The following is a 22,572-nucleotide window of genomic DNA, read 5'->3' as shown; positions in this document are numbered from 1 at the left end:
TTCCAGACGAACCCCTTCCGAATTCTCTAGTTTGGAACCGAGATCTCCTGCTGGGGTGCTGTGGAGGAAGCCTTGCGGGCCGGGCCGCGCAGGAGGACGTAGACGAACAAGAGGGCTGTGATGGCGACGCCTGCCCACATAGCCTGTTGCCAGCCGGCGACGAAGGATTCTTGGGCAGCGCGGATCAAAGGCTGAGAGCCATCGGCGGCAGCTAGAGCATTGGAGATACCTTCGCGCGCAGTACCGGCTGTTGCCGGTGGGATTCCGTCGAGGCGGGACTCGATGGCGGCGCGGTAGCCGGCGGAGAGGATTGCGCCGAGGAGGGCGACGCCCAACGCAGTACCGAATTCCCGGGTGACGTCGTTGAGCGCGGAGGCAACGCCTTGGCGTGCGGGCGGTAGGGCGCTCGTGATGGCCTCGGTGGCGGGCGTCATCGTCAGGCCCATGCCGAGTCCCATCGCGAGCATGCCCGGCAGGACGGACAGGTAGCCGCCGTCGACCGAGACGAAGGTCGCCATCAGGACCAGGCCGGCGCCCGCGAGCAGGATCCCCGACGCCATCGTCGACCGGGCTCCGATCCGTGCGGCCGCCCGCGGGGCGAGACCGGAGGCGAGCATCATCACCACCGCCATCGGCATCATCCCGAGCGTGGCCCGCAGACCCGACCAGCCCAGGACAGCTTGGAAATAGGGGAAGAGGACGACAAAGATTCCAGCCTGTACGCCGAACACCGTCAGCAGCGAAACCGAGCCGCTCGCCGGCCCCCGTTCGCGGAACAGCCGGAGATCGAGCAATGGCGCTGCTTGCCGCAATTCCCAAGTCACAAAGGCGATCGCGGCAACAACGCCGACAACCAAACTCGTCAATGTCACCCCTGCGGTCCAGCCGGCCGACGGCCCTTCGTGCAGAACGAAGATGAGCCCGACCACAGCAATCACCGACAAGAGCGCGCCGACCCCATCGAAGCGACGTTCTTCGATCGAATTCGGAATGGACCTCAGCGCAACACCCATCGCCACCACAACCAGCGCGACCGGCAGCACGAAGAGCCAACGCCAACTGGCGAAATCCACCAGTACGGCGGACAAGTACATTCCCAGCAACCCGCCGCCACCGGCGACGCCGGTCCACACCCCGATCGCCTTCGACCGTTCCTCAGCAGGGAATGTCGACGTGATAACCGCCAGAGTGACCGGCATGATCATCGCCGCGCCGACCCCGCTCAGGAACCGCGCGACCACCATTACCTCGATCGATGGCGCGAGCCCGGCCGCAGCGCTGGCAACGCCGAACACCACGAGACCGGCGAGCAGCATCGGCTTGCGACCCCACCGATCGCCGAGGGCACCGAGCGGCAACAGCAACGCAGCAAGGCTGATCGTGTAGATGTTGATGATCCACAGAACCGTGCTCTGCGAAGCACCGAACTCCAATGAGAGCTGCGGCTGGGCGACATTCAGCCCCGATACCGAGGCGATCACCGCCATCAGCGCGATACACACTCCGAGCAGAATCGCGCGCCGCTGCCGCGGATCCTGGATCGTCGCGCCAGTCATCGAACAGCCTGTACGACGACGTCGTGCAACTCGTGCCCGCCATGCATTCGAGTCTTCTCCTCAGCCCTGACGATCTCCCACGGGTCGCCCAGCACGCCCGAGATCTCGGCGACCGAAACCTCGGTCACCGAATGATGCAGATGCCCGACGATGAACAAAGTCCCGCCCGGCGCAACCCACCGGGAGATGCGTTCGTAGAAGGCCAATTGCGGAATCGACGGATGTGCGTAATGGGTCGTCACCAGCCCGTACTGCGTGCTTGGACTCCACTCGGTCAGGTCCGCCTCGACCCATGCCACCCTCTCGGCCACCCCACTCCCGGCTGCCCGCCGCGAGGCTCGCCCGAGTGCATCCGCCGAGATATCCACCCCGGTCACCTGCCACCCCTGCGAAGCAAGCCACATCGCCTCGGTTCCGGCCCCACAGCCTGCCTCCAGCGCCAGCCCGCTCTCCGTCCCGCCTCCCCTGCCCGGCGTCAGACCACTGACCGCCTCAACCAAGTAGGGGTTCACCGGGTTCCGCTCCATCGCACCGGCACCCTGCTGCCAATGCCCCTCCCAGTAGTTCTTGTCGAACTCGTGCGTCATCGAATCTCTTCTCTCGTCCACAGCTCGAGAGTGCCGACGCCTCGCCGTTCTGGCAAACCTTGTTGCCGAATGGCAAACTGGAAGGCATGAGCGAAGCCATCGACCGCACCCTCAACGCCGTCGGGCCGCGGCTGAAGCAGCTGCGGCTCCGCCGGGAGATCACCCTCGCCGACCTGTCCGAGGTCACCGGGATCTCGGTCAGCACGCTGTCCCGACTGGAGGCGGGGCTTCGCCGGCCGACGCTGGAGCAGCTACTGCCACTGGCGAGCGCGTACGGCGCGACGCTCGACGAACTCGTCGATGCGCCACCGACCGGCGACCCGCGGATCAACCTGCGACCGATCACCTGCACCGACGGGACGACCGTCCTGCCGCTCACCCGCCGGGCCGGCGGCATCCAGGCCTACAAGTTCATCCTGCCGACCGGCAAGGACGATCAGGAGCCCGACCTCCGCACCCACGAGGGCTTCGACTGGGCCTACGTCCTCAACGGCCGGCTTCGCGTAGTACTCGGCGAGCACGACATGATCCTCAACCCCGGCGAGGCGGTGGAGTTCGACACCCGTACGCCGCACTGGTTCGGCGCCACCAGCGCCGGACCAGCCGAATACCTCAGCCTGGTAGGCAAACAAGGCGAACGAGCCCACATCCGAGCCACCACCTCCGACTAACTGTTACAGCGGGCGGGGGCCTCTTCTGCGGCGGATGCCCCAGCCGCCTCGGCCTCGGCCGGCGGCGGCTCGGAGGGCGGGGCGGGCGTCGACCAGGTAGATGCCCGCGGCGGCGATGCCGATCAGGCCGAAGAAGCTGAGCCAGCTCTGGAAGATCTGGCTGAGGGTGAAGGTGACCAGGATCAGCACCCAGCCGGGCTTGGTCAGCTTGTCGGCCGCGACGAACACGGCGCGCGGCCGGAAGGCGGCATCCAGTAGCGCGACCAGCTTGAGACCGATCATCACCCACCAGATGACGTCGAGCGCGTTCGTGAACCCTGGGAACAGGGTCGGGAACGTGGCTAGTGCAAGCATGCGTACGAGCCTAACGTAGCAATGGGTGGCCCACCTCTGCTCAACCGCAGAACTGGACCACCCATGCAGGTGGTGTCACGACCTGACGGTCGCGGAACTACTCTCAGTCGCCGACCTTCTCGGCGGCGTCCGCGACGGCCTTGGTGGCGCTCTTCGCGGTCTTGCGGGCGCTGGTGGCGGTCGCCTTCACGTTGCGCTCGGCGGTCTGAGCCGTCTTGCGAACGGTGGTGCGGGTGGCCTTGGCCTTGCTCACCGTGGTCTTGGCGGCCGCCTCGAGGTCCTCGGTGGCCTTCTGGTTGCGGATCCGGCCGACGATCTCCTGGCCGCGGACGGCGAGGTCGTCGTAGACCTCTTCGGCCTGGCCGAGGACGGTGGTGAGACCGGCCTGCGCGACGGCGGGCAGCTCACGGAGCTTCGCCGGGACCGTCTTGGCGTCGGCGGCGAGCGCCTCGAAGCGCTTGGCCAGCTCGGCCTGACGCTTGGCCAGCTCGGCCTGGCGCTTGCTCAGCTCGGTCTGCAGGGTGGTCTGAACCGTCTTCTGGTCCAGCTTGGCGAAGCGGCTCGTCACGTCGCCGCTGACCGCGCGGAACTTCTCGACGGCCAGGTCGCCGGCACCGGCGATGAAGTACAGGGGCGTGACGGAGGTACGGGTTGCCATCAGGCATCTCCTCGGAGCATTGGTTGTCAGCGGGGTCTTGTACTGCGTACTGCGTGCAGCCGGATTGGTGAGGCGATTCGGCTAGCGTTTTCTTGCAGGGGTCTTCTTGGCGGCCGGCTTCTTCGCGGGCTTCGTTGCCCCGGCGGCCGGCTCGGGCGCGGCAGCAACCTGCTCGGCGGCGGCCTCGGTGGCCGCTGCCTGGGCCGGGGTCGCGACCGCGGTGTCGGGCGTGTTCTCACGGACGAAGGAGCCGTACACGTCCAGCAGGACGCGCTTCTGCCGCTCGTTCAGCGCGGGGTCCAGCAGGATGGCGTCGACCACCCCGGAGGCCCGGCGAGCACCGTCGGAGCTGTCGTCCGGATCGAGGATGCCGGCCCGGACGTACAGGGTCTCGGCGGAGATCCGCAAGGCCTTCGCGAGCTGCTGCAGCACATCGGCCGACGGTTTCCGCAGGCCACGCTCGATCTGGCTGAGGTACGGGTTCGACACACCGGCGAGGTCGGACAGCTGCCGCAACGACAGCTGCGCGTGCCGGCGCTGCTCGGCGAGGTACTCCCCCACCGAACCGACCCGATCACCCAATCTCGCCATGCCCCCAGTCTGCTAGCACCTGCTTGCAATTGCAAGCACCCTGGCCGTGAGCCGAGTCACCCCGTACCACGAGGGGTCTACTGGAAGAGCGAAGGAGACGGGTGGACCGAGCCGACCTCTACGCCGCCGCCCAGCAAGGGAAAGCGGGTCTGGGAGTCGATGACCTCGTTGTCGATGCCGAGGTGCTGCAGGACCGCTGCCATGACGACTGCGCGGGCGCGCGGCTGACCGTCTTCGACCTTGACCGCGATGCCACGACCATCGGCGAGACCAACGGCGTACACGCTCTCCGCGCCCGCCTTGCACATCAGGCCGGGCACGGCCTTCATCAGAGCGGACTCGTCGCGCCTACTCCCGCTGGCGTAGTCGGAGTGCTCCCGGAACGCGTTCGCGATGCGCCCCTCGAGCGTCTCCGGCGCCGCCGCAGCGAAGAGGCCGAAGGAGCGAGCCAGGCCGGCCAGGCTGATCGCCAGCAAGGGCGCACCACAGCCGTCGACCGCGACGTACGAGACCTTCTCGCCGGCCGAATCCTCGATCGCCGTCCGGATCGCCTGCTGGACAGGGTGTTCGGGCGACCGGTAATCGTCGCGGCCCCAGACGCCGTCGGGGCTCTTGGCACGGGCGTCGTCGTGGATCGGCCAGCCGTTCGCGACGCAGGTGGCGATCATCGCGGCGTGCTTGCCGGAGCAGTTCATCGTGATCGGCTCGACGGCGTGCCCGCTGCGCACCCACTCGTCGCGCGCCTGCTCGTCGATCGGGTACGCGGGCGGCGTACGCAGCGCCGACTCGTCCAAGCCGGCACCGGCCAGAATCCGCCGTACGCCGGCCAGGTGGAACTCCTCGCCGGAATGCGAAGCGCCGGCGAGTGCGAGCAGTTCGCCGTCGAGCTCCAGTCCGCTGCGGAGCATGCCGAGCGCCTGCATCGGCTTGTTCGACGAGCGCGGGAACATCGGCCGGTCGACGACGCCGACGGACCACTCCACGGAGCCGTCCGCGGCCGTCACCACGACGGAGCCACGGTGATGGCCCTCCACGAATCCGCTGCGGACGACGTCGGCCAGGATCACAGGTTCACTCACGGCTGCACTGTACGGCTCAACCGTCAGGAGCAAAAACCCAGATAGACAATGATCCCAGTCACAGCCGGGCGCGCACGTGCAGCCCGACCTCGGGGTCCACCAGCAACTCCTGCGTCGCCGTGACCGTCGGCTGGCCCTCGGCGACGACCTCCAGCACGGCCTCCACGTCGACCGACCGCTTGATCAGCGCGAGCGCGATCGGCCCGTACTCGTGGTGCCGGGCAGCCGACCCGACGAACCCGATCTGCTTCTCACCCACCCGTACGGCGTATCCGTGGCCCGGCAGATGATCCACCGAGCCGTCCAGGTGCAACCGCACCAGCCGGCGCGGCGGACGACCCAGGTTGTGCACCCGCGCGACTGTCTCCTGCCCGCGATAGCAGCCCTTGTCGAGGTGTACGCCGACGCCCAGCCAGCCGACCTCGTTCGGGATCGTGCGCTCGTCGGTGTCCAGCCCGAGCCGCGGCGCGCCCGCCTCGATCCGGAGCGCCTCGTAGGCCCAGACACCAGCAGGCTGCCCCGCCGACGCGACGTACGCCGCCAGCTCCGCGCGCGGCACGAAAACCTCATACCCACCGAGCGAATCGGCGCCGGAACGCACCACCAGCGCGTTGTCGGCCGCAGGCGTTCCTGGTCGCCAGACGATGGCGTAGTCCTCGGTCACGTCCTTGATCTCGACGCGGGACATGAACACCATCTTCTGCAGCCACTCGACCAGCGGCGCCGCGGCGCCCGGCTCGGTGTGCAGCCAGAACGTCTCGCCGTCGTCGAAGCCGTACATCGCGTGCTCGATGTGCCCGGTCGGCGACAACAGCAGCGCCGTCGTCGAGCTTCCCGGTCGCAAACCTTCGAAGTACTGCGTGGTCAACGCGTGCAGCCAGGTCAGCCGGTCGGGGCCGGTGATCGTCACGACGTCGCGATGCGAGAGGTCGACGAAGCCCTGCCCGGCCGCCAGCGCCCGTTGCTCGCGCAGATCCGACCCGTAATGGGCCGCGACGCCGGCATCGAGCCCGTCGGCCTCGACCGCGCCGGGCAGATCCAGCAAGGGGCTGCTCTTCGTTGACATATCACCAGAGTACGTCCCCCGGCGTACGCCGAACGCCTCCCGTCGTGGGATGTGGACAACCCCTCGCTACGCCAGGCTGGGAAGCACAAACCAGCGAGAGGAGACGACGATGACGAGCAAGCGATTCCGGTTCGGTGTGGTGGCGAGTCCCGACGGCGGCGCCGAGGCATGGCAGTCGACCGTACGCCGGGCGGCCGGCCTCGGGTACAACACGATCCTGATGCCCGACGGGTTGCAACTCTTGTCGCCGTTCCCATCGCTGGCGATCGCCGCTGCCACCGCCGACATTCGCGTCGGGACCTTCGTCGCCGCGGCACCGATGCGTCCGCCGCGAGCAGCCGCGTGGGATGCGCACACGCTGACCGTGCTGACGGATGGCCGGTTCGACTTCGGTATCGGCACCGGGCGTCCGGCGGCGGAACAGTTCGCGGCTGAGCTGGGGTTGCCTTGGGGAACGGCTCAGGAGCGTCGCGAGCAGCTCATCGAGACGCTGGACCACCTGACCAAGCTGGATGGCGAACGGCGTACGCCGATCATGCTCGCCGCTGCCGGACCCAAGTCGCTGGCGCTGGCGGCGGAGCGCGCGGACATCGTCTCGATCGCGAAGCCGGCCACGGCGCCGCGCGAAGAGGTCGCCACGCTCGCCCGGGAACTGCGGGAGCTGGCAGGGTCGCGGGCGGACGACATAGAGCTGGCGATGAACCTGTTCGCGGCCGGCAACGGCGAGTTGCCGGTCTGGACGAAGCAGGCGACCGGGATCGACGCGGAGGAGCTGGCGAAGAGCGATTCGCTGATGCTGCTGCCGGGAACGCCGCAGGAGATGGCCGACGAGCTACTGCGCCGCCGCGACGAATTCGGCGCCACCTACATCAGCGTCAACGCCACCTACCTAGAGGAACTGGCACCGGTCATCGAGTTGCTAGCAGACAAGTAGCCCGTACTACGGCCGGAAGACGCGCTACCCGCTGGCTCTCGGCGGAAGGAGAGAGCCAACGGGTAGCGCTGAGGGGTGGGACAGATGGTCTAGAGGTCGGACCTTGTTTCGCCTACGGTGACGGGTTCCGGTACGTCGCCGGCGTGCGTGTCACCGGCGGCGAAGGCTTCTTCGTCGAACGGATCGTCGCCGGCGAAGACCTGCCGGGCCTGCTCCCGGTCGAACGCGCCGACCCAGTTGCCGACCAGGACGGTCGCGACCGCGTTGCCGGCGAAGTTCGTCAGCGCGCGGGCCTCGGACATGAACCGGTCGATGCCGACGATCAGGCCGACGCCGTCGAGCAGCTCCGGCCGGTGCGACTGCAGCCCGCCGGCCAGCGTCGCCAGGCCCGCACCGGTGACCCCGGCGGCACCCTTCGAGGCGACGATCATGAACACCAGCAGGGAGATCTGCTGACCGATCGAGAACGGCTGGTCCATCGCCTCGGCGATGAACAGCGACGCCATCGTCAGGTAGATCGCGGTGCCGTCCAGGTTGAAGGAGTAGCCGGTCGGGACGGTGATCCCGACGACCTCCTTGCTGACCCCGAGGTGTTCCATCTTGCCGATCAGCCGCGGCAGCGCGGTCTCCGACGACGAGGTCGACACGATCAGCAGGAACTCGCGGCCGAGGTACTTCAGCAGCTGGAAGATCGACACCCCGGCGAACACCCGGAGAATGGTGCCGAGGACAACGACCACGAAGAGGCCACAGGTGATGTAGAACGCGATCATGATCATCGCGAGGCTGCGCAGCGCCTGACCACCGGCCGCGCCGACGACGGTCGCGATCGCACCGAAGGCGCCGACCGGGGCGGCCCACATGATCATCGACAGCACCTTGAACAGCAGCCGCTGGATGTGGCCGATGCCGTTCAGGATCGGGGTGCCCTTGCTGCCCATCGCCTGCAGCGCGAAGCCGACCAGCAGAGCGACGAAGACCGCCTGCAGGACCTCGCCCTCGGTCAGTGAGGACAGCACGGTCTTCGGGATGATGCCGAGCAGGAAGTCGGTGGTGCCCTCGTGCGCCTTGGGCGCCTGCGACTGACCGGTCTTGCGGAGCGCGTCGGTGAGGTTCAGGCCGCTGCCCGGCTTCACCAGGTTGCCGACCACCAGGCCGATGGCGAGCGCGGCGGTCGACATCACCAGGAAGTAACCGAGCGCGAGACCGCCGACCTTGCCGACACTGGCCGCCTTGCGGACCGAGCCGATGCCGAGGACGAGGGTGCAGAAGATGATCGGGCTGATCATCATCTTGATCAGGTTCACGAATCCGGTGCCGAGCGGTTTCAGCTCGACCGCGAAGTCCGGGAACAACAGGCCGACGCCGATCCCCAGGGCGACGGCGACGATGACGGCGATGTACAGGAAATGGGTCCGGTCGTTACGCACCGGTGTCGGTCGGGGTGGGGTCGGGCTCGACATAGCGACTCCTGCTCTTGCGGGGACTCAGCGGGCGGCTGGCTTGTGAGTAACTGTGACGTGACGCACAGAAAAACCCAGCATTTCGTTCATATCGTTCGCAGCCCGCTCCCCAGCCACCCTGCCGCGAGCCGACGCCGAACTGTGATGCGACCAGTTCCATCACTGGAATGCACAATGTCGGGGTGAACCGCCGACCGTCTGAACTGCGTCGCCAGGTGCTCTGGCTGCAGTCCGCCACGGTCGGAGTACTGATTGTGATGGTCTGGATCACTCTGCTCAGCCGCGCCCGCTCGCAGGCCGGCCGCGAATCCGCGGCCACCGGCAGCATCCCGCCGACCTGGTGGGACCTGATCGAGCACGAACTCCGCGCCATGCTCGGGATCGCCTGCCTGATGCTCGGCGTCGCGATCGCCGGCAACGCGCTCGTCACCTGGCGCGTCCGCCGCGCCACCCGCGGCATGGGCACCCAGTCCCTCGCCTGGATGCTCGACTTCTACGAGGGCGTCCTGCGCGCCGCCCGCGAAGGCCTCGTCCTGGTCGACGCCGAGCACAAGGTCCAGCTCGTGAACGCGGAAGCCCGTCACCTGCTCGGCCTGCGCGATGTCCCACCCGGCACCGCGATCGACGACCTCCATCTCCCGGCAGCTCTTGCCGAACTGCTGACCGCCGGCAGAACGGCGTACGACGAACTGCATCTCGGCGCGAACGGAGTCGTCGTCGTCAACCAGCAACCCGCGCGCTCCGGCCGGATCGTCACGCTGCGGGACCACACCCAGTTGCAGGCGCTCCTCGGCGAACTGGACGCCGTACGGAGTCTCGCCGAATCCCTCCAGGCCCAGAACCACGAGGCGTCGAACCGCCTGCACACCGTCGTCAGCCTGATCGAGATCGGCCGCCCGGAGCGGGCCCGTGAGTTCGCCGTCTCCGAGCTCCAGTTCGCCCAGGCGATGACCGACCGCGTGGTCGGCACGGTCGGCGACCCGGTCCTCGCGTCGCTGCTGCTTGCCAAACTCGCCCAGGCGCAGGAACGCGGCGTACTCCTCACCCTCGAGCTCGGTTCCGAAGCCCTCAACACCCGTCTCCCCGCCCAGGACGTGGTCACCGTCGTCGGCAACCTGCTCGACAACGCGATCGAGGCGGCCCGCGGCGGACCCGCCCCACGCCGCGTCGAACTGAAGGCCGGTACGACGCCCGACGCGATCGACCTCGCCGTCACGAACACCGGTGCCGAGCTCGGCGCCACCGAACTGGCCCGCATGTTCGAGCGCGGCTGGACCACGAAGGCCGAGCCGGGTCACGGGCTCGGCCTGGTGCTGGTTCGCAGTACGGTCGAGCGCTGGCAAGGAACCTTGATGGTCGACCCCGACTCCGAACTCGACGAGGTCCCCGCCCTGACCGTCCGCGTCCGGCTCCCGCGAGCGGTGAGCGCCAGTGCCTGACGTAGTCCGCGTCCTCGTCGTCGAGGACGACCCGGTCGCGGCCGAGGCCCACCGCACGTACGTCGACCGCCTGCCGGGCTTCGTGTGTCTGGGAATCGCCGGTACTGCGGCCCGCGCGCTCCAGGTCCTCAGCCGGCAACAGGTCGACCTGGTGCTCCTCGACATGAACCTGCCGGACGGCAACGGCCTGGACGTCGTACGCCGCATGCGTGCTGCGGGCAACCAAACCGACGTCGTGATGGTGACCGCGGCCCGGGAAGTCGCCGCTGTCCAGGCCGCCGCTCGAATCGGCGTCGTCCAGTATGTCCTGAAGCCGTTTGCCTTTGAAACGTTGAGAGATCGCCTCAGCGCCTACGCCCGGCAACGCCGCGCCTCGGAGTCGGGTCAGGTGGTCGCCGACCAGGACGAGGTCGACCGCTTGTTGCATCCAGCAACGGTCTCGTCGGTGCCGAAGGGCCTGGCCGGCTCCGTCCTGGATCGCGTGGTCACCCTCCTCGGCAACCGCGAAGGCTGGACCGCCGAGGAGGTCGCCACCTCCCTCGGCACTTCCCGCATCACCGCCCGCCGCTACCTCGAACACCTCGCCGACCAGGGCCAGGCACTCCGAACCCAACGCTACGACGGCCGCAGCGGCCGCCCCAAAGTCGAATACTCCTGGGTCTCCGAAAGCTGACCCGGTTCGCGGTTCGGGTCAGGCGCGGATGAGGGTGGCCCAGAGGTGGGGCTGGAGGGGCTGGCCCTCGGCGGCCATGTCGTAGGCCCACATGAGTTCGCCGTTGACCAGGCCGTAGAGGCGGTGGCCGGCGGCGACCTCCTTGGCGGTGGCGGTGCGGGCGACGACGTCGGTGCGCATCTCGATCTTGGCGCCGTCGATCTCGCCGTACCAGATCTCCGCGAAGCCGGTCGGGTGCGCCAGCACGACCTCGATCTTGCCGTCCGGCTTCGGCCGCCAGAACCCGGTCTCGACCGCGAGCGGGCGCTCCTTCGTGCCGTCCTCGCCGACCACGTAGGTCTGGCTGACGTAGTGCAGGTACGGCTTGCCGTTGTGGCTGAAGTCGATCTGCTGACCGAACTCGAACTTCTCGATCGTCGGGTAGTCGCCGTGCCCGCGCCCCTCCCACCGGCCGAGCAACCAGGCCAGCGGCATCAGATCGGGGTGCAGATCCTGCGGGATCTCGAAGGCCATCGTCGTCAGCTCGCGCTGCGGCCGCGGAGCAGCCGGTAGACGACGAAGACCGAGAACCAGCCCATGAACAGGGTGACGAGCACCAGCAGGGTGGTGAAGACGACATGCAGCACGTCCCACAGTCTAGGGGATCGACCGAGCGACCTCGGCTACCGTGGCGTGATGTCCCGCACGCTGGTGATCAAACTGACCGCAGGCGCCGAAGAACCCGAACGCGCGAACCAGGCCTTCACGGTGGCCGCGTCGTCGGTGGCGGCCGGAGCAACGGTGTCGCTCTGGCTGACCGGGGAGGCAGTCTGGTTCGCCGTACCGGGGCGGGCCGAAGCCTTCGAACTCCCGTACGCCGCTCCGCTGGCAGACCTCCTCGCCGCCGTACTCGCCGGTGGCCAGCTCACCGCCTGCACCCAATGCACCAAACGCCGCGACCTCACCTCCGAAGACCTCCTCCCCGGCACCCGCATCGCCGGCGCCCCCACCTTCACCGAAGAAATCCTCACCGACAACACCCAAGCCATCGTCTACTGACCTTCCCGGCGCGACCTTGTTTTCGAAAGGTAAGGCGGGGGAGGGTTGCCTTGCTGCCGGGGGCGACGGGCGTTCGTGAGCAGTAATCGGTGGTGGCGTCCGGCGTACCGGATCGTGCGTTGTGATGGAAACCATGAAGCTGCCGGAGCCCCCGACGGAGGAGTCGTTTCCCTCGCCGTTGCACCATCCCCGGGTCGCGACCGTGATCGGTCGCTGGCTGGCGGTCGCGGTGACGATCTGCTTCCTCACCGGTCTCTTCAGCCATTTCGAGCAGCAGACACCGAACTGGCTGACCATTCCGGCCCGCCCCGCCTCGCTCTACCGGGTGACGCAGGGGCTGCACGTGCTGACCGGGATCGTCTCGGTTCCGTTGCTGCTGGCGAAGTTGTGGACGGTCTACCCGAAGCTGTTCGCGAAGCTCCCCTGGCCGCCGAGCCGCAAGGCCGTCGCCATGATCTTCGAGCGCGCCTCGATCGCCGTTCTGGTCGCCGCGATGGCACTCGAACTCTTCATCGGCTTCCTGAACACCCTGCAGTGGTACCCCTGGCCGTTCCCCTTCAAGGAAACGCACTACGCACTCGCCTGGATCATCATCGGCGCCCTGCTGGTCCACCTCGCCGTCAAACTCCCCCTCATCACCGCCCACTGGCGCCGCACCCCAGCAGACCGTACGCCGGAAGCCGAATCAGTGCCGCCGGCAATCACTGGTATGAGCCGACGCAAACTCTTCCGCACGGTCGCAGGAGCTGCCACCTTGGTCGGGATCACCTCGGTCGGCCAATCCGTCCCCGTATTCGGACCGATCGCCGTACTCGCACCCCGCAAACCGAACATCGGGCCGCAAGGCCTTCCGGTCAACAGAACAGCTGAGGCTGCGGGTGTCACCCCGGTAGCGGACAGTTGGCAATTCACCATCAAAGGCCCGAAGCAACTCTCCTTCTCACTGGACGAATTGCGCGCTCTACCGCAGAGCAAATCAACCCTCCCGATCGCCTGCGTAGAAGGCTGGAGCCAAGGCGCCCGCTGGGAAGGCATCCGAATCAAGGATCTGCTCGAACTCTGCAATGCCCCGAAGGGTTCTAGCGTCCGAGTCCTCTCGATGGAGAGGGGCGGCTTCTACGCGACGACCGAACTCCCACCGCAGTTCGCCACCGACCCGCTCACCCTGCTCGCGCTCAAACTCAACGGCGACTACCTGGCCCTCGACCATGGCTACCCCGCCCGCATCATCGCCCCCAACCGCCCCGGGGTCCTGCAGACGAAGTGGGTCCACCGCCTGGAGATCGTCACATGATCAACAGAACAACCGTCATCCGGACCGCGATGGGCGCACTAGGAATCGGCGTCGGCCTCTGGGGATTCCGCCTGCTCCTGCAAGCCGTCACCGGCGGCGCACTCCTCAGACTCCCACTCTGGCTGGGTGGAGCTGTTCTCGCCGACGACTTCTTCCTGATCCCCTTGGCCGTCGGCGCCGGCTGGGCACTCACCCACTGGTCGACCGGCCCGGACCGCCACCGCCTGGTCACCACAGTACGAACAACGATCCTGTACGCCGGGATCACGACCCTGATCGCGATCCCGCTCCTGATCCGGCAGGGCAAGGGCGTCAACCCGACCGTCCTGCCTCGTAACTACCTGCTCGACTGGTTGTTGCTAGAGGCCACCATCATTGCCGGCGGCATCGTGGTCGCGATCGTTCAGCGCAGGCGCTTGACGTTCAAGAGGTCGCGCGCGTCGTCCGGGCTCATCGGCGGCCGCTGAGCAAGGTTCGCCAGCGCGGCAGCGCGCTCGACGAGCTCTGCGTTGTGAGTCACCGGCTGTCCCTTTGCCAGGGTCAGGGTGTCCTCCATGCCGACCCGGAGGTGTCCACCCTTGGAGAGCGCCGCCATCGCGACCGGCAACGTACTCCGGCCGACGCCGGTCGCCGACCACGACGTCACCGCCGCGGGAAGACCGTTGACCGCGGCAACCAGCGCGTCCGTCGTACCGGGCATGCCGCCGGGCACACCCATCACCAGGTCGCAGTGCACCTTGCCGCCGTACGGCAGGCCGAACTTGTCCAGCAGCCGGTGCAGCGCAGCCACGTGCCCGAGATCGAACAGCTCGAACTCCGGCACGATCTCGCGCTCCTGAGTGAGCTGGTAGAGCTCGGTGACGAACGGCCACGGGTTCATGAAGACGTCGTCGCCGAAGTTCACCGTGCCCATCGTCAGCGAGCACGAGTCCGGGGCCGCGTCGAGCACCCGCAGCCGGTGCTCGAACGGGTCGGTGACCGCGCCGCCGGTGGAGAGCTGGACGATCAGCGCGGTGTTCTCGCGGACGGCCGTCACGGTCTCCCGCAGCCGGCCGAGGTCGAGCGTCGGGCGGTGCTCGCCGTCGCGGATGTGGATGTGGATCATCGCCGCGCCGGCGGCCTCGCAGCGTTTGGCGGTCTCGACCAGCTCCTCGAGCGTGGTCGGCAGCGCCGGGCAGTCGGCCTTCGCGGTCTCGGCACCGGTGGGGGCAACGGTCAGCAACGTCGACGTCATGGAACGAATCGTGCCAGATCAGCCCTCGAAACGAGATATTCGCCGGTCCGGAGCCGCGAATACCGGACATTCTCCGGCCTGACAGACTGCTTCCCATGAGAGCTGTGGTGCAGCGGGTGACAAGGGCCTCGGTCGTCGTCGAGGGCGAGGTGGTGGGTGCGATCGACGAGCCGGGGCTGATGGTGCTGCTCGGCGTCACCCATGACGACACCGCCGAGAAGGCGGCCGTGCTGGCGGCGAAGATCTGGACGCTGCGGATCCTGCGCGACGAGCGGTCCTGCTCCGACGAGAACGCCCCGATCCTGGCGATCAGTCAGTTCACCCTGTACGCCGATACGCGGAAGGGCCGGCGTCCTTCGTGGAGCGCGGCCGCCCCGGGTCCCGTCTCGGAGCCCTTGTACGACGCGTTCTGCGCCGCCCTGGAGAACCTCGGCGCCAAGGTCGAGCGGGGCTGGTTCGGCGCCCAGATGGACGTCTCCCTCGTCAACGACGGCCCGGTCACCCTGATCCTCGACGCCTGACCAGACGGCCGGGTCAGCCGGGAGACCTCGGAGCGCCGGCGAATCGTCGTACGGGAAAAGACCGGACCCCCGGGTCAGCCGGTGAAGGCTGGACCGGGGGTCCGGATTACTACTGCCCGTCTGAATCGGTGAGGTTCGACTCAGTGAGGGGTGGTGGCGGCTGGATCAGCCGACGACACCGGCGGCCGAGTGGCCAACGACAACCTTGGTCTTCAGGCTGGGGACCTCGACGACCAGGGCGTTCACTGCGATGTAGCGGCTGCCACGGATGACCTGGTTGAAGGTCAGCTTGGCGATCCCCGGGATGACCAGGGTGCTGTTCGGCGCGGTCGGTACGTCGTAGACCTTGTTGCCGACGCGGATCGAGGCGATGTCCGAGCTGGACGCCAGACCGATCTTGCCGTCCTTGGTCTTCCACGCCGACGCCGACGACTCGATGGCGCCGATGGACAGGTTCGCCACCTTGATGCTCGCCGTCTTGGCGGTGAAGGTGATGGCCGACTTGTCCTTGCCGATGTAGCCGTTCTTCGTGGTCGTTCCCGCACCGACGAAGGCGACCTTCGGGATGTTCACCTCGCCGACGGAGACGCGGATCGTCTTGCCGCCGGTGCCCTGGCAGGACGCCTGGTACGAGGTCGGGTCGGAGGTGACCAGGGTGCCGACGTTCGCCTTGGTGGAGTACACGTCGCCGATCACCAGCGCGGTGGTCGGGTTGGTGATCTCGGCGCGCGTCTTCAGGACCGCGATGTCGATACCTTCGGGGATGTACTGGTTCTTCACCGTCGCGTGCAGGACGACAGCCTGCGCGTACGAGTAGATGCCCGACGTCGTCTTGTAGTAACCGACGCGGTTCAGCACGACGTAGCCCAGGCCCGGGATCGCGACCTTCGTGTTCGGCTTCGGCGCCAGCAGGGTCGGCACTGACAGGTTGCCGATCTTGATGGAGGCGAAGGTGGTCTCACCCGAGTAGTCGAGCTTGCCGTCCTTGGCCCACGAGGTGGTCGTGGTGCGCGCGCCGACGACGTGCAGCAGGTTGCCGACCCGGATGTCGGCGGCGGTCGCGGTGCTGGTCACACCGTTGCCGCGCTTGTCGTTGAATGCGTTGACGGTGGTGTTCACCGTCTTGGCGACGGCGGCCTTACCGGCCGCGGCGGTCGCGATGTCGTTCTTGGACGCGGCCTTCGGGTCCGTGGTGCAGTCGATGTGGCTGAGCACCTGCGGGCCGCTGGCGGCGATGCCGGCGTGGGCGTCGGTGCCCATCGAGTAACCGCTGTATCCGTAAACCTCGGCGGCGGACGCCGAGCCTGAGGTCAACGCGATCGTGGAAACCACGCCGACGGCGGCTGCGACACCGACCACGGCGAGCTTCTTGTATCCGATGCGGGGTCTCATGACCCCTCCTCCCTGAGTGATGACGTGACCCTAACGAGCGGGCCAGGACACAGACACAACTCAGGTGGTCGCAGTAGGTAACGAGAGAACCCCGCTCCGAGACCAAACCGTTACATAGCTTCGACAGCTGAGAAGAACGAGATCTTGCGCCCAAAACCGTTTGTGCATAAGAGAAATAGGAAGCAGTTAAAGGCAGAAAGAACAGCCGAAAGGGCCCGGACGCGCAAGGTCCGAGCCCTTTCGGGGTCTGCAAACTACTACCTGGGGTTGGTCAGACGGCGACGGCCACCTCGGCGACCTCGCCGTACTGCGCCACGACCTGCCGGTCCACCGGCTCGGCCTTCGGGGCCAGCGTGCGCAGGGTCCACGACCCCGGCGCCGCGAAGAACCGGAAGTGCCCGGTCGCCGAGGTCGGCACCTCGGCCGTGAACTCACCAGTGGAGTCGAGCAGCCGCACGTAGGCGCCGCCGACCGGCTCCTCGCCGCGCAGTACCTGACCCTGGATCACGGCTTCCTTGTCGATGTCGACGCCCTTGAGGTCAAGGCCGCCTTTCTTCGCTCCGCACATGTCAGGCCTTCCCGGGTTCGTCGCCAAGGGCAACCGGTACGCCGACCAGCGAGCCCCATTCGGTCCACGAACCGTCGTAGTTCTTCACGTTCTCCTGGCCGAGAATCTCGTGCAGCACGAACCAGGTGTGCGCCGAGCGCTCGCCGATCCGGCAGTAGGCGATGGTGTCCTTGCCGAAGTCGACGCCCGCGTCGGCGTACAGGGTCTTCAGCTCGTCGTCGGAGCGGAAGGTGCCGTCGTCGTTGGCCGCCTTGCTCCACGGGATGCTGGCCGCGGTCGGGATGTGGCCCGCGCGCTGCGCCTGCTCCTGCGGCAGGTGGGCCGGGGCGAGCAGCCGGCCGGCGTACTCGTCGGGGCTGCGCACGTCGACCAGGTTCTTCACGCCGATGGCGTCCTTGACCTCGTCGCGGAAGGCGCGGATCTCGAGGTTCTGCGGCTGCGCCTTGTACTGGGTGGCTTCGCGCTTCACGACCTCGTCGGTCAGCTCGCGGCTGTCCAGCTCCCAGCGCTTGCGGCCGCCGTCGAGCAGCCGGACGTCACCGTGGCCGTAGAGCTTGAAGTACCAGAACGCGTATGCCGCGAACCAGTTGTTGTTGCCGCCGTAGAGCACGACGGTGTCCTCGTTCTTGACGCCACGCGACGACAGCAGCGCCTCGAACTGCTCCTGGTTGACGAAGTCGCGACGGACCGGGTCCTGGAGATCGTCCTGCCAGTCGATCTTGATCGCACCGGCGATGTGACCGGCGTCGTACGCCGAGACGTCCTCGTCGACCTCGATCAGTACGACGTTCTCGTCGGACTTGTGCTCCTCGACCCAGTCGGCCGAGACGAGCGCGGATTCCCTGCTCATGTGTGCTGCTCCTCAGGTGGTAGTAGCGGTTCAGGTAGTAGTTGCGGTGCTGGGCGTACGGATGCGCTGGATCAGGAGGTAGGCCTCGCAGCCGAGGCAGAGGCCGACCGCCGCGTTCACGAAGGCGGCGACGAGGGCGAAGCCGGTGGCGACCACACCGAGCACCTCGACGCCGGCGAAGTAGCCGATCAGGCCGATGACGGCGAAGACCAGCCCGACCAGTTGGGCGAACCGGGGCGGCGCGGCGTCTTCCAGCTCCTTCGGCGGACCCAGCCGGGGCCGGATCACCCGCTTGAAGAACTGCCCGTACGGCGAGGCCTGGATGCCGAACGCGACCGAGATCGCGAACACCACGGCCTGGACCGCCAGCGGCCACGGGTTGTTCAGCACCAGGGTCAGGGCGAGAACAACGGTCGTGACGCCGGCCGCGAAACGCAGTCCGCGCGGGTCGACCTGGGGGTTTGCTGCCGTCCGACTGGACATGACGACTCTCCGGTGGGAGCTGGAACGAGCCGGAATCCGCCCGAAGACGCGGAAGGCGACGTACCGGGAACCGTGCTCAGCGACCGGTTCCGGAGCGTTCGAGACGCCGCCTGGTCAGCAGGGACGACACAGGGACGAGCGCATGCGGCAGTTGTCCACTGCCCTGCGCTTGGTCAGCCATGTCGTGTACTCCACGGCACCGAGAGTACGGAAACCCGGCAGCCCGGATTCCTTTTGTCCCACTCTTTGAGACAACTGATCACCATGCGAACACGCGCACGCTCAGTGAGCGGGCATGCGTCACCGGTGCTTGGGCTGCTCTCCCAGCACGACGTTGGTGGCCGCGACCTTGTCGTGCAACGCCTGCTTCTTGTCGTCCCACAGCGGCCAGAGCACGTTGAGCAGCGAACCCAGACTGAAGAGCGTGCCGACGAACGGGATCGCACCGAGCAGGCCGAGCCCGGCGTACACGCCGTAGCGCTTGAGGACGGCGGCGACCGGCGGCGGGCCGGCGACATCGCGCAGCCGGACCGTGATGCCGACTGCCTTCTTGCCCGGCGTCGCTCCCGACCGGCTGAGGAAGAAGACCTCGTAGATGGAGGCCACCACCGCCGAGATCAGGCTGATGTAGAGCATCCACTTGTAGACCTCGGGCGGCAGCGAGAAGTCGAAGGTCGGCCTCGTACTGGACTGCGCCTTGTCGATCTGGTCGCGCTCCCAGTCGAGGACCACGTGGGTGTACTGGATCCAGAAGTAGAGCGTGAACGGGAGGCTGATGAAGAACACGATGATGCCGTCCAGCACCCGCGCCCCGACCCGCTTCCACCAGCCCGCCAACGGCACCCCGTCCGGCGTCGCCGGCACCCGCGGCCCGTAGCCGAACCCCTGCTGCCCGTACTGCGGTTGTCCGTACTGCGGCGCCTGCTGCGGCTGACCGAACTGCTGCGGCTGGCTGAGCTGGGCCTGCCCAGCCTGCTGCGCCTGGCCCAGCTGGTCCTGCTGCGGCTGGCCGAACTCGCCCTGGTACGGGGCCGGTCCCCGACGGGGGCGACGGTGCTCGGTCCAGGCCTCGCCGTCCCAGTACCGCTGCCCGGCCGGATCTTTCGGATCGTCGTACCACCCATGCGGAAAGCTCACCGGCACAGCATCCCGCACGGCGAGGTCGTCTGAACAATCAGGCGACCCGGTCGACTGCCATCCCCAGCGCCGCGATGACGTCGGGCTTGCGCGGCTGACCCGAAGCCCGGGTCACGATGGCCCCGGTCGCATCGAGCACCAGCACGGTCGGCGTACGAAGGATGTCCAGCCGCCGGACCAGGTCGAGATGCGATTCGGCGTCCAGCTCGAGATGCCGGACCCCGTCGACCATCGACTCGATCTCGGCCAGCGTCCGCCGGGTCGCCCGGCACGGAGCGCAGAACGCGGACGAGAACTGCAGCAAGGTCGCCCGCTCACCGAGCCCGGCGCCGAGATCCGCTTCCGTCAGCCGGACCTTGTCCTCCGCCTCCACGGCATCCTGCTCGCGCACCGCTGCCTTCCTGACCGGGTGGGTCCCCCGGAAACGCCCGTCGAACCGGGATTTGAACACGCTGAGCGCGACGCCGGCGGCGACCGCGACGATCAGCACGATGATCCCAGGACTCACAGCAATCCACAGTACGCCGGTGCTCTTTCAGCTCAAGGCGGCGTTCATCCCTCGGACGCGAACGGCGGCGGCCCGAGGATCTCGATCCCGCCGTTGTCCTGCGCGGAGGCGAAGATCCGGCCGAAGTCGACCACCCCGGGCTGCTCCGGATCGAACGGCTCGCTCGCACCGTAGTAGAAGTCCTGACCGATGCCGGGCGTCAGCAGGACCAGCGCCCGGCAGCTCGGCGAGGTGACGAGGAAGGCGTGCGGCATCCCGCGCGGGACCATCACCAGCCCACCAGGACCGACCTCGCGCCGCTCTCCGTCCAGATACATCAGCACCCGGCCGTCCAGCAGATACAGGGACTCGTCGACCTCCGGATGCAGATGCAGCGGGGTGGTCTTCCCCTGCTCCATCTCATCCTCGAACATCAGGAAGGCCCCGTCGGTCTCCGCCGCGGTCGCCATCCAGCGATGGACCCCACCGCCGTAGAACCAGCGCTTGTCCCCCTCGTCGGCCGCCCTGACGATCGCAGCCCTTACGTTGCTCACGGCCATTATTCTCCCCGCCTCCCAGTTTCCTGAGACTGAAGTCTCACCACGAGACTCTTCCTGAGACTGAAGTCTTATGACGAGACTGCGGTATCATGACCATTGTGTCAACACCCTATGAGGCCCGCGGGCGCACCCAGCAGAAACAACGGACCCGCGACGCCCTGGTCGAGGCGGCGAAAACCCTGGTCGCCGCCGGCCTGACACCGACCATCGAGGAATCGGCCGCGGCAGCCGGGGTCTCCCGCCCGACGGCGTACCGCTACTTCCCCAACCAGCGCGCACTTCTCGCTGCCGCCCACCCGGAGACCGTGGCGACCTCGCTGCTCCCCGCCGATCCCCCGGCGGACGTCACGGAGCGGCTGGCGCTGGTCGTCCAGGCATTCGTGGATCTGCTCCTCGAGACCGAGGCTCAGCAACGCACCATGCTCCGGCTTTCCCTCGAGGCCGATCCGGCCGAGCGGGCGGCGCTGCCGCTGCGACAGGGCCGCGGCATCGGCTGGTTCGAAGAGGCGTTGGCCCCGCTGCAGCTTCCGGCCGGCGCGACCCATCGGCTTGCGATGGCGATCCGCTCAGCGGTCGGTATCGAAGCCCTGATCTGGCTCACCGATGTCGCCCACCTGTCCCACGCGGACGCCGTCCGGACGATGAACTGGTCGGCCCAGGCAATGCTGCAATCCGCTCTGGCCGGAAACCTTCCGCCCGACTGACTACCGGGTGCTGACCGTGATCACGACCCGGCGGTTCTTCTGCCGGTTGGCATCGGAAGTATTCGGTACTGCGGGCGCCGTCTCCCCGAACCCCTTAGTCGTGATGAGCGCCTTACTGAAGTGCTCGGTGCGGATCAGCCAGGCCGCGACGGCCGCTGCCCGTCGCTCGGACAATCGCATCCCGTACGCCGCGTCGCCGCGATCGTCGGTATGCCCTTCGACCCGCAGTCGCGCGTTCGGGTGGGCCGCCTTGATCTTCGCCGCGATCGCGTGCAACGCCTTCGCCGCGTCCGGCCGGATCGTCGCCTGGTCGGTGTCGAACAGCACGTCGCCCGGGGCGACATAGGACACCTTGTCGTCGCCGGTGAACACGTCGACGTTCTCGCCGGGCAGCTTTCGCGACTCCAGTCGGACAGGATCCACATCGACGTCGGGCAACCGCACTGCGGGGAGCTTCACCGACTCCACCCGGAACTCGGGCCGGTCCCCGTCCGCCTTGACCCGTCCACCCGGTCGGGCCGTCCCGTTCCGCGCGACCCCACGCCGTACGACGCCCTTGCGGGTGACTGTCGGGAGGACTCCGGCGTTCTCGACCTGGCAGACCAGCGGCGAGCTGACCGCCGGAGCGGTCACCCCGGGAACGGTGACGGCGGCGAACGACTTGCCGGAGCCCGCGACGGTGCTCTCCGGGATCGTCACCGGGGGAACGACCGCGGCGGAGATCTTGATCGCACCCAGGCAGCCGCCGGGAGCGTCGTACCGGACCACACAGCCCGCATCGATCGACTGCGCGGGGATGGTGAAGCCCTCGACGGCGGTCTGCTGCTGACCGGACTTGTCGGTGTAGGTGACCGGCGGGACGGCGACCGCGGGCACCTGGATCGCGGCCAGCTTCTGCACGGTCCGGCCCGGTCCGGCGACGCAGTCGGGATCGACGGCCGGGGTCGCCGACGGCGTCGGCGATGGCGTCGGCGATGGCGTGGAAGGCTGGGTCGGCGTCGTCGCCGGGGGCGCGGTGGCGGGCTTTTCCGGATCCGAACAACCGGTCAGGATTACCGCGAACACAATCACCGGTAATGCCCGGTGCACGAATAGTGACGGCGCCTTCATTCGGTCAGTCTCGCACGCCGCGGCAGTCTTCAGGAAACGTCACCGGAACATGTATTGCGCACCGATTAATGTTGGATGAACGATGACGCCGCAGGCAGCGAAGGCCCACCCCGGCCAGCTAGC

27 protein-coding genes are annotated in these 22,572 nt (G+C 67.7%); 9 read left to right on the top strand and 18 right to left on the bottom strand.

All coding sequences use genetic code 11. The features are described from left to right. Positions 1–26: 26 nt before the first annotated feature. Both ABZ004_RS14200 and ABZ004_RS14195 read right to left on the bottom strand, forming a co-directional pair. Positions 27–1,556 (bottom strand): MFS transporter, encoded by a 1,530-nt coding sequence (locus ABZ004_RS14200; protein ID WP_355680247.1) that lies wholly within the window; start codon positions 1,554–1,556, stop codon positions 27–29. Continuing rightward, the gene (locus ABZ004_RS14195; RefSeq protein WP_355680246.1) at positions 1,553–2,143 is read right to left on the bottom strand and encodes a class I SAM-dependent methyltransferase; all 591 of its coding nucleotides are present in this window, start codon (positions 2,141–2,143) and stop codon (positions 1,553–1,555) included. Before ABZ004_RS14195 ends, ABZ004_RS14200 begins: the two co-directional genes overlap by 4 nt. 86 nt (positions 2,144–2,229) lie before the next feature. Between ABZ004_RS14195 and ABZ004_RS14190 the strand changes: the two genes are divergently transcribed. After that, positions 2,230–2,814 (top strand): XRE family transcriptional regulator, encoded by a 585-nt coding sequence (locus ABZ004_RS14190; protein ID WP_355680245.1) that lies wholly within the window; start codon positions 2,230–2,232, stop codon positions 2,812–2,814. A gap of 3 nt (positions 2,815–2,817) precedes the next feature. Here the strand turns inward: ABZ004_RS14190 and ABZ004_RS14185 are convergent, their stop codons facing one another. From ABZ004_RS14185 to ABZ004_RS14165, 5 genes are all read right to left on the bottom strand, one after another. Continuing rightward, entirely contained in the window at positions 2,818–3,168 is a 351-nt protein-coding gene (locus ABZ004_RS14185) for a DUF2516 family protein (protein WP_355680244.1), read from the bottom strand. Positions 3,169–3,271: 103 nt separating this feature from the next. Next, complete coding sequence (locus ABZ004_RS14180; RefSeq protein ID WP_355680243.1) at positions 3,272–3,826, bottom strand: hypothetical protein; 555 nt, start codon at positions 3,824–3,826, stop codon at positions 3,272–3,274. 81 nt (positions 3,827–3,907) lie between these two features. Further along, a complete protein-coding gene (locus tag ABZ004_RS14175) occupies positions 3,908–4,417 on the bottom strand; it encodes a helix-turn-helix transcriptional regulator (RefSeq protein ID WP_355680242.1) in 510 nt (169 codons plus the stop codon). Positions 4,418–4,494: 77 nt separating this feature from the next. Next, on the bottom strand, positions 4,495–5,496 hold the full coding sequence (locus tag ABZ004_RS14170) for an asparaginase (protein WP_355680241.1): 1,002 nt from the start codon (positions 5,494–5,496) through the stop codon (positions 4,495–4,497). A 58-nt stretch (positions 5,497–5,554) separates the two neighbouring features. Beyond that, positions 5,555–6,562 carry a glycine cleavage T C-terminal barrel domain-containing protein gene (locus ABZ004_RS14165; RefSeq protein ID WP_355680240.1) on the bottom strand — a complete coding sequence of 336 codons (1,008 nt, stop codon included), beginning with the start codon at positions 6,560–6,562 and terminating at the stop codon, positions 5,555–5,557. Between the two features lie 109 nt (positions 6,563–6,671). On the opposite strand from ABZ004_RS14165, the gene ABZ004_RS14160 reads away from it, so the two are divergent. Then, complete coding sequence (locus tag ABZ004_RS14160) at positions 6,672–7,496, top strand: LLM class flavin-dependent oxidoreductase (protein WP_355680239.1); 825 nt, start codon at positions 6,672–6,674, stop codon at positions 7,494–7,496. 89 nt (positions 7,497–7,585) lie between these two features. Here the strand turns inward: ABZ004_RS14160 and ABZ004_RS14155 are convergent, their stop codons facing one another. Continuing rightward, complete coding sequence (locus ABZ004_RS14155; protein WP_355680238.1) at positions 7,586–8,959, bottom strand: cation:dicarboxylase symporter family transporter; 1,374 nt, start codon at positions 8,957–8,959, stop codon at positions 7,586–7,588. Between the two features lie 182 nt (positions 8,960–9,141). Here ABZ004_RS14155 and ABZ004_RS14150 point away from each other — a divergent pair, with 182 nt between their 5' ends. Continuing rightward, positions 9,142–10,398, top strand: a complete 1,257-nt coding sequence (locus ABZ004_RS14150; protein WP_355680237.1) for an ATP-binding protein — start codon at positions 9,142–9,144, stop codon at positions 10,396–10,398. Next, a complete protein-coding gene (locus ABZ004_RS14145; RefSeq protein ID WP_355680236.1) occupies positions 10,391–11,071 on the top strand; it encodes a response regulator in 681 nt (226 codons plus the stop codon). Before ABZ004_RS14150 ends, ABZ004_RS14145 begins: the two co-directional genes overlap by 8 nt. An 18-nt stretch (positions 11,072–11,089) precedes the next feature. On the opposite strand, the gene ABZ004_RS14140 is transcribed toward ABZ004_RS14145, so the two are convergent. Next, a complete protein-coding gene (locus tag ABZ004_RS14140; RefSeq protein WP_355680235.1) occupies positions 11,090–11,584 on the bottom strand; it encodes an FABP family protein in 495 nt (164 codons plus the stop codon). A gap of 162 nt (positions 11,585–11,746) precedes the next feature. Here ABZ004_RS14140 and ABZ004_RS14135 point away from each other — a divergent pair, with 162 nt between their 5' ends. The 3 genes from ABZ004_RS14135 to ABZ004_RS14125 all read left to right on the top strand — a co-directional run bounded on the left by ABZ004_RS14135 (position 11,747) and on the right by ABZ004_RS14125 (position 13,870). Beyond that, the gene (locus tag ABZ004_RS14135) at positions 11,747–12,109 is read left to right on the top strand and encodes a DsrE family protein (RefSeq protein ID WP_355680234.1); all 363 of its coding nucleotides are present in this window, start codon (positions 11,747–11,749) and stop codon (positions 12,107–12,109) included. Positions 12,110–12,242: 133 nt separating this feature from the next. Beyond that, a complete protein-coding gene (locus ABZ004_RS14130) occupies positions 12,243–13,403 on the top strand; it encodes a molybdopterin-dependent oxidoreductase (protein ID WP_355680233.1) in 1,161 nt (386 codons plus the stop codon). Further along, entirely contained in the window at positions 13,400–13,870 is a 471-nt protein-coding gene (locus ABZ004_RS14125; protein WP_355680232.1) for a hypothetical protein, read from the top strand. The genes ABZ004_RS14130 and ABZ004_RS14125 overlap by 4 nt, the downstream gene beginning before the upstream one ends. Here the strand turns inward: ABZ004_RS14125 and ABZ004_RS14120 are convergent. Next, entirely contained in the window at positions 13,807–14,637 is an 831-nt protein-coding gene (locus ABZ004_RS14120; protein ID WP_355680231.1) for a 3-keto-5-aminohexanoate cleavage protein, read from the bottom strand. The two genes, ABZ004_RS14125 and ABZ004_RS14120, sit on opposite strands and share 64 nt — an antisense overlap. Positions 14,638–14,732: 95 nt before the next feature. Here ABZ004_RS14120 and dtd point away from each other — a divergent pair, with 95 nt between their 5' ends. Beyond that, positions 14,733–15,158 carry a D-aminoacyl-tRNA deacylase gene (gene dtd, locus ABZ004_RS14115; RefSeq protein WP_355680230.1) on the top strand — a complete coding sequence of 142 codons (426 nt, stop codon included), beginning with the start codon at positions 14,733–14,735 and terminating at the stop codon, positions 15,156–15,158. 165 nt (positions 15,159–15,323) lie between these two features. Here the strand turns inward: dtd and ABZ004_RS14110 are convergent, their stop codons facing one another. From ABZ004_RS14110 to ABZ004_RS14080, 7 genes are all read right to left on the bottom strand, one after another. Further along, complete coding sequence (locus ABZ004_RS14110) at positions 15,324–16,550, bottom strand: choice-of-anchor P family protein (protein WP_355680229.1); 1,227 nt, start codon at positions 16,548–16,550, stop codon at positions 15,324–15,326. A 271-nt stretch (positions 16,551–16,821) separates the two neighbouring features. Further along, complete coding sequence (locus tag ABZ004_RS14105) at positions 16,822–17,118, bottom strand: DUF1416 domain-containing protein (protein ID WP_132189096.1); 297 nt, start codon at positions 17,116–17,118, stop codon at positions 16,822–16,824. A gap of 1 nt (position 17,119) precedes the next feature. After that, positions 17,120–17,968 (bottom strand): sulfurtransferase, encoded by an 849-nt coding sequence (locus tag ABZ004_RS14100; RefSeq protein ID WP_355680228.1) that lies wholly within the window; start codon positions 17,966–17,968, stop codon positions 17,120–17,122. 30 nt (positions 17,969–17,998) lie between these two features. Further along, complete coding sequence (locus tag ABZ004_RS14095) at positions 17,999–18,451, bottom strand: DUF4395 domain-containing protein (protein WP_355680227.1); 453 nt, start codon at positions 18,449–18,451, stop codon at positions 17,999–18,001. Positions 18,452–18,751: 300 nt separating this feature from the next. Further along, positions 18,752–19,588 (bottom strand): RDD family protein, encoded by an 837-nt coding sequence (locus tag ABZ004_RS14090; RefSeq protein ID WP_355680226.1) that lies wholly within the window; start codon positions 19,586–19,588, stop codon positions 18,752–18,754. 37 nt (positions 19,589–19,625) lie between these two features. Next, a complete protein-coding gene (locus ABZ004_RS14085) occupies positions 19,626–20,096 on the bottom strand; it encodes a thioredoxin family protein (protein WP_355680225.1) in 471 nt (156 codons plus the stop codon). Between the two features lie 44 nt (positions 20,097–20,140). Beyond that, complete coding sequence (locus ABZ004_RS14080; protein WP_355680224.1) at positions 20,141–20,629, bottom strand: cupin domain-containing protein; 489 nt, start codon at positions 20,627–20,629, stop codon at positions 20,141–20,143. Between the two features lie 104 nt (positions 20,630–20,733). Here ABZ004_RS14080 and ABZ004_RS14075 point away from each other — a divergent pair, with 104 nt between their 5' ends. Beyond that, positions 20,734–21,339 (top strand): TetR family transcriptional regulator, encoded by a 606-nt coding sequence (locus ABZ004_RS14075; protein ID WP_355680223.1) that lies wholly within the window; start codon positions 20,734–20,736, stop codon positions 21,337–21,339. Here ABZ004_RS14075 and ABZ004_RS14070 read toward each other — a convergent pair whose 3' ends face one another. Then, a complete protein-coding gene (locus ABZ004_RS14070) occupies positions 21,340–22,449 on the bottom strand; it encodes an OmpA family protein (protein WP_355680222.1) in 1,110 nt (369 codons plus the stop codon). It lies immediately after the preceding gene. Between the last annotated feature and the right edge of the window lie 123 nt (positions 22,450–22,572).

The organism is Kribbella sp. NPDC006257 (assembly GCF_040613535.1).
Lineage (GTDB): Bacteria > Actinomycetota > Actinomycetes > Propionibacteriales > Kribbellaceae > Kribbella.
Note: the sequence above shows the minus strand (reverse complement) of the source record. Positions and strands in the feature narration are given on the sequence as shown.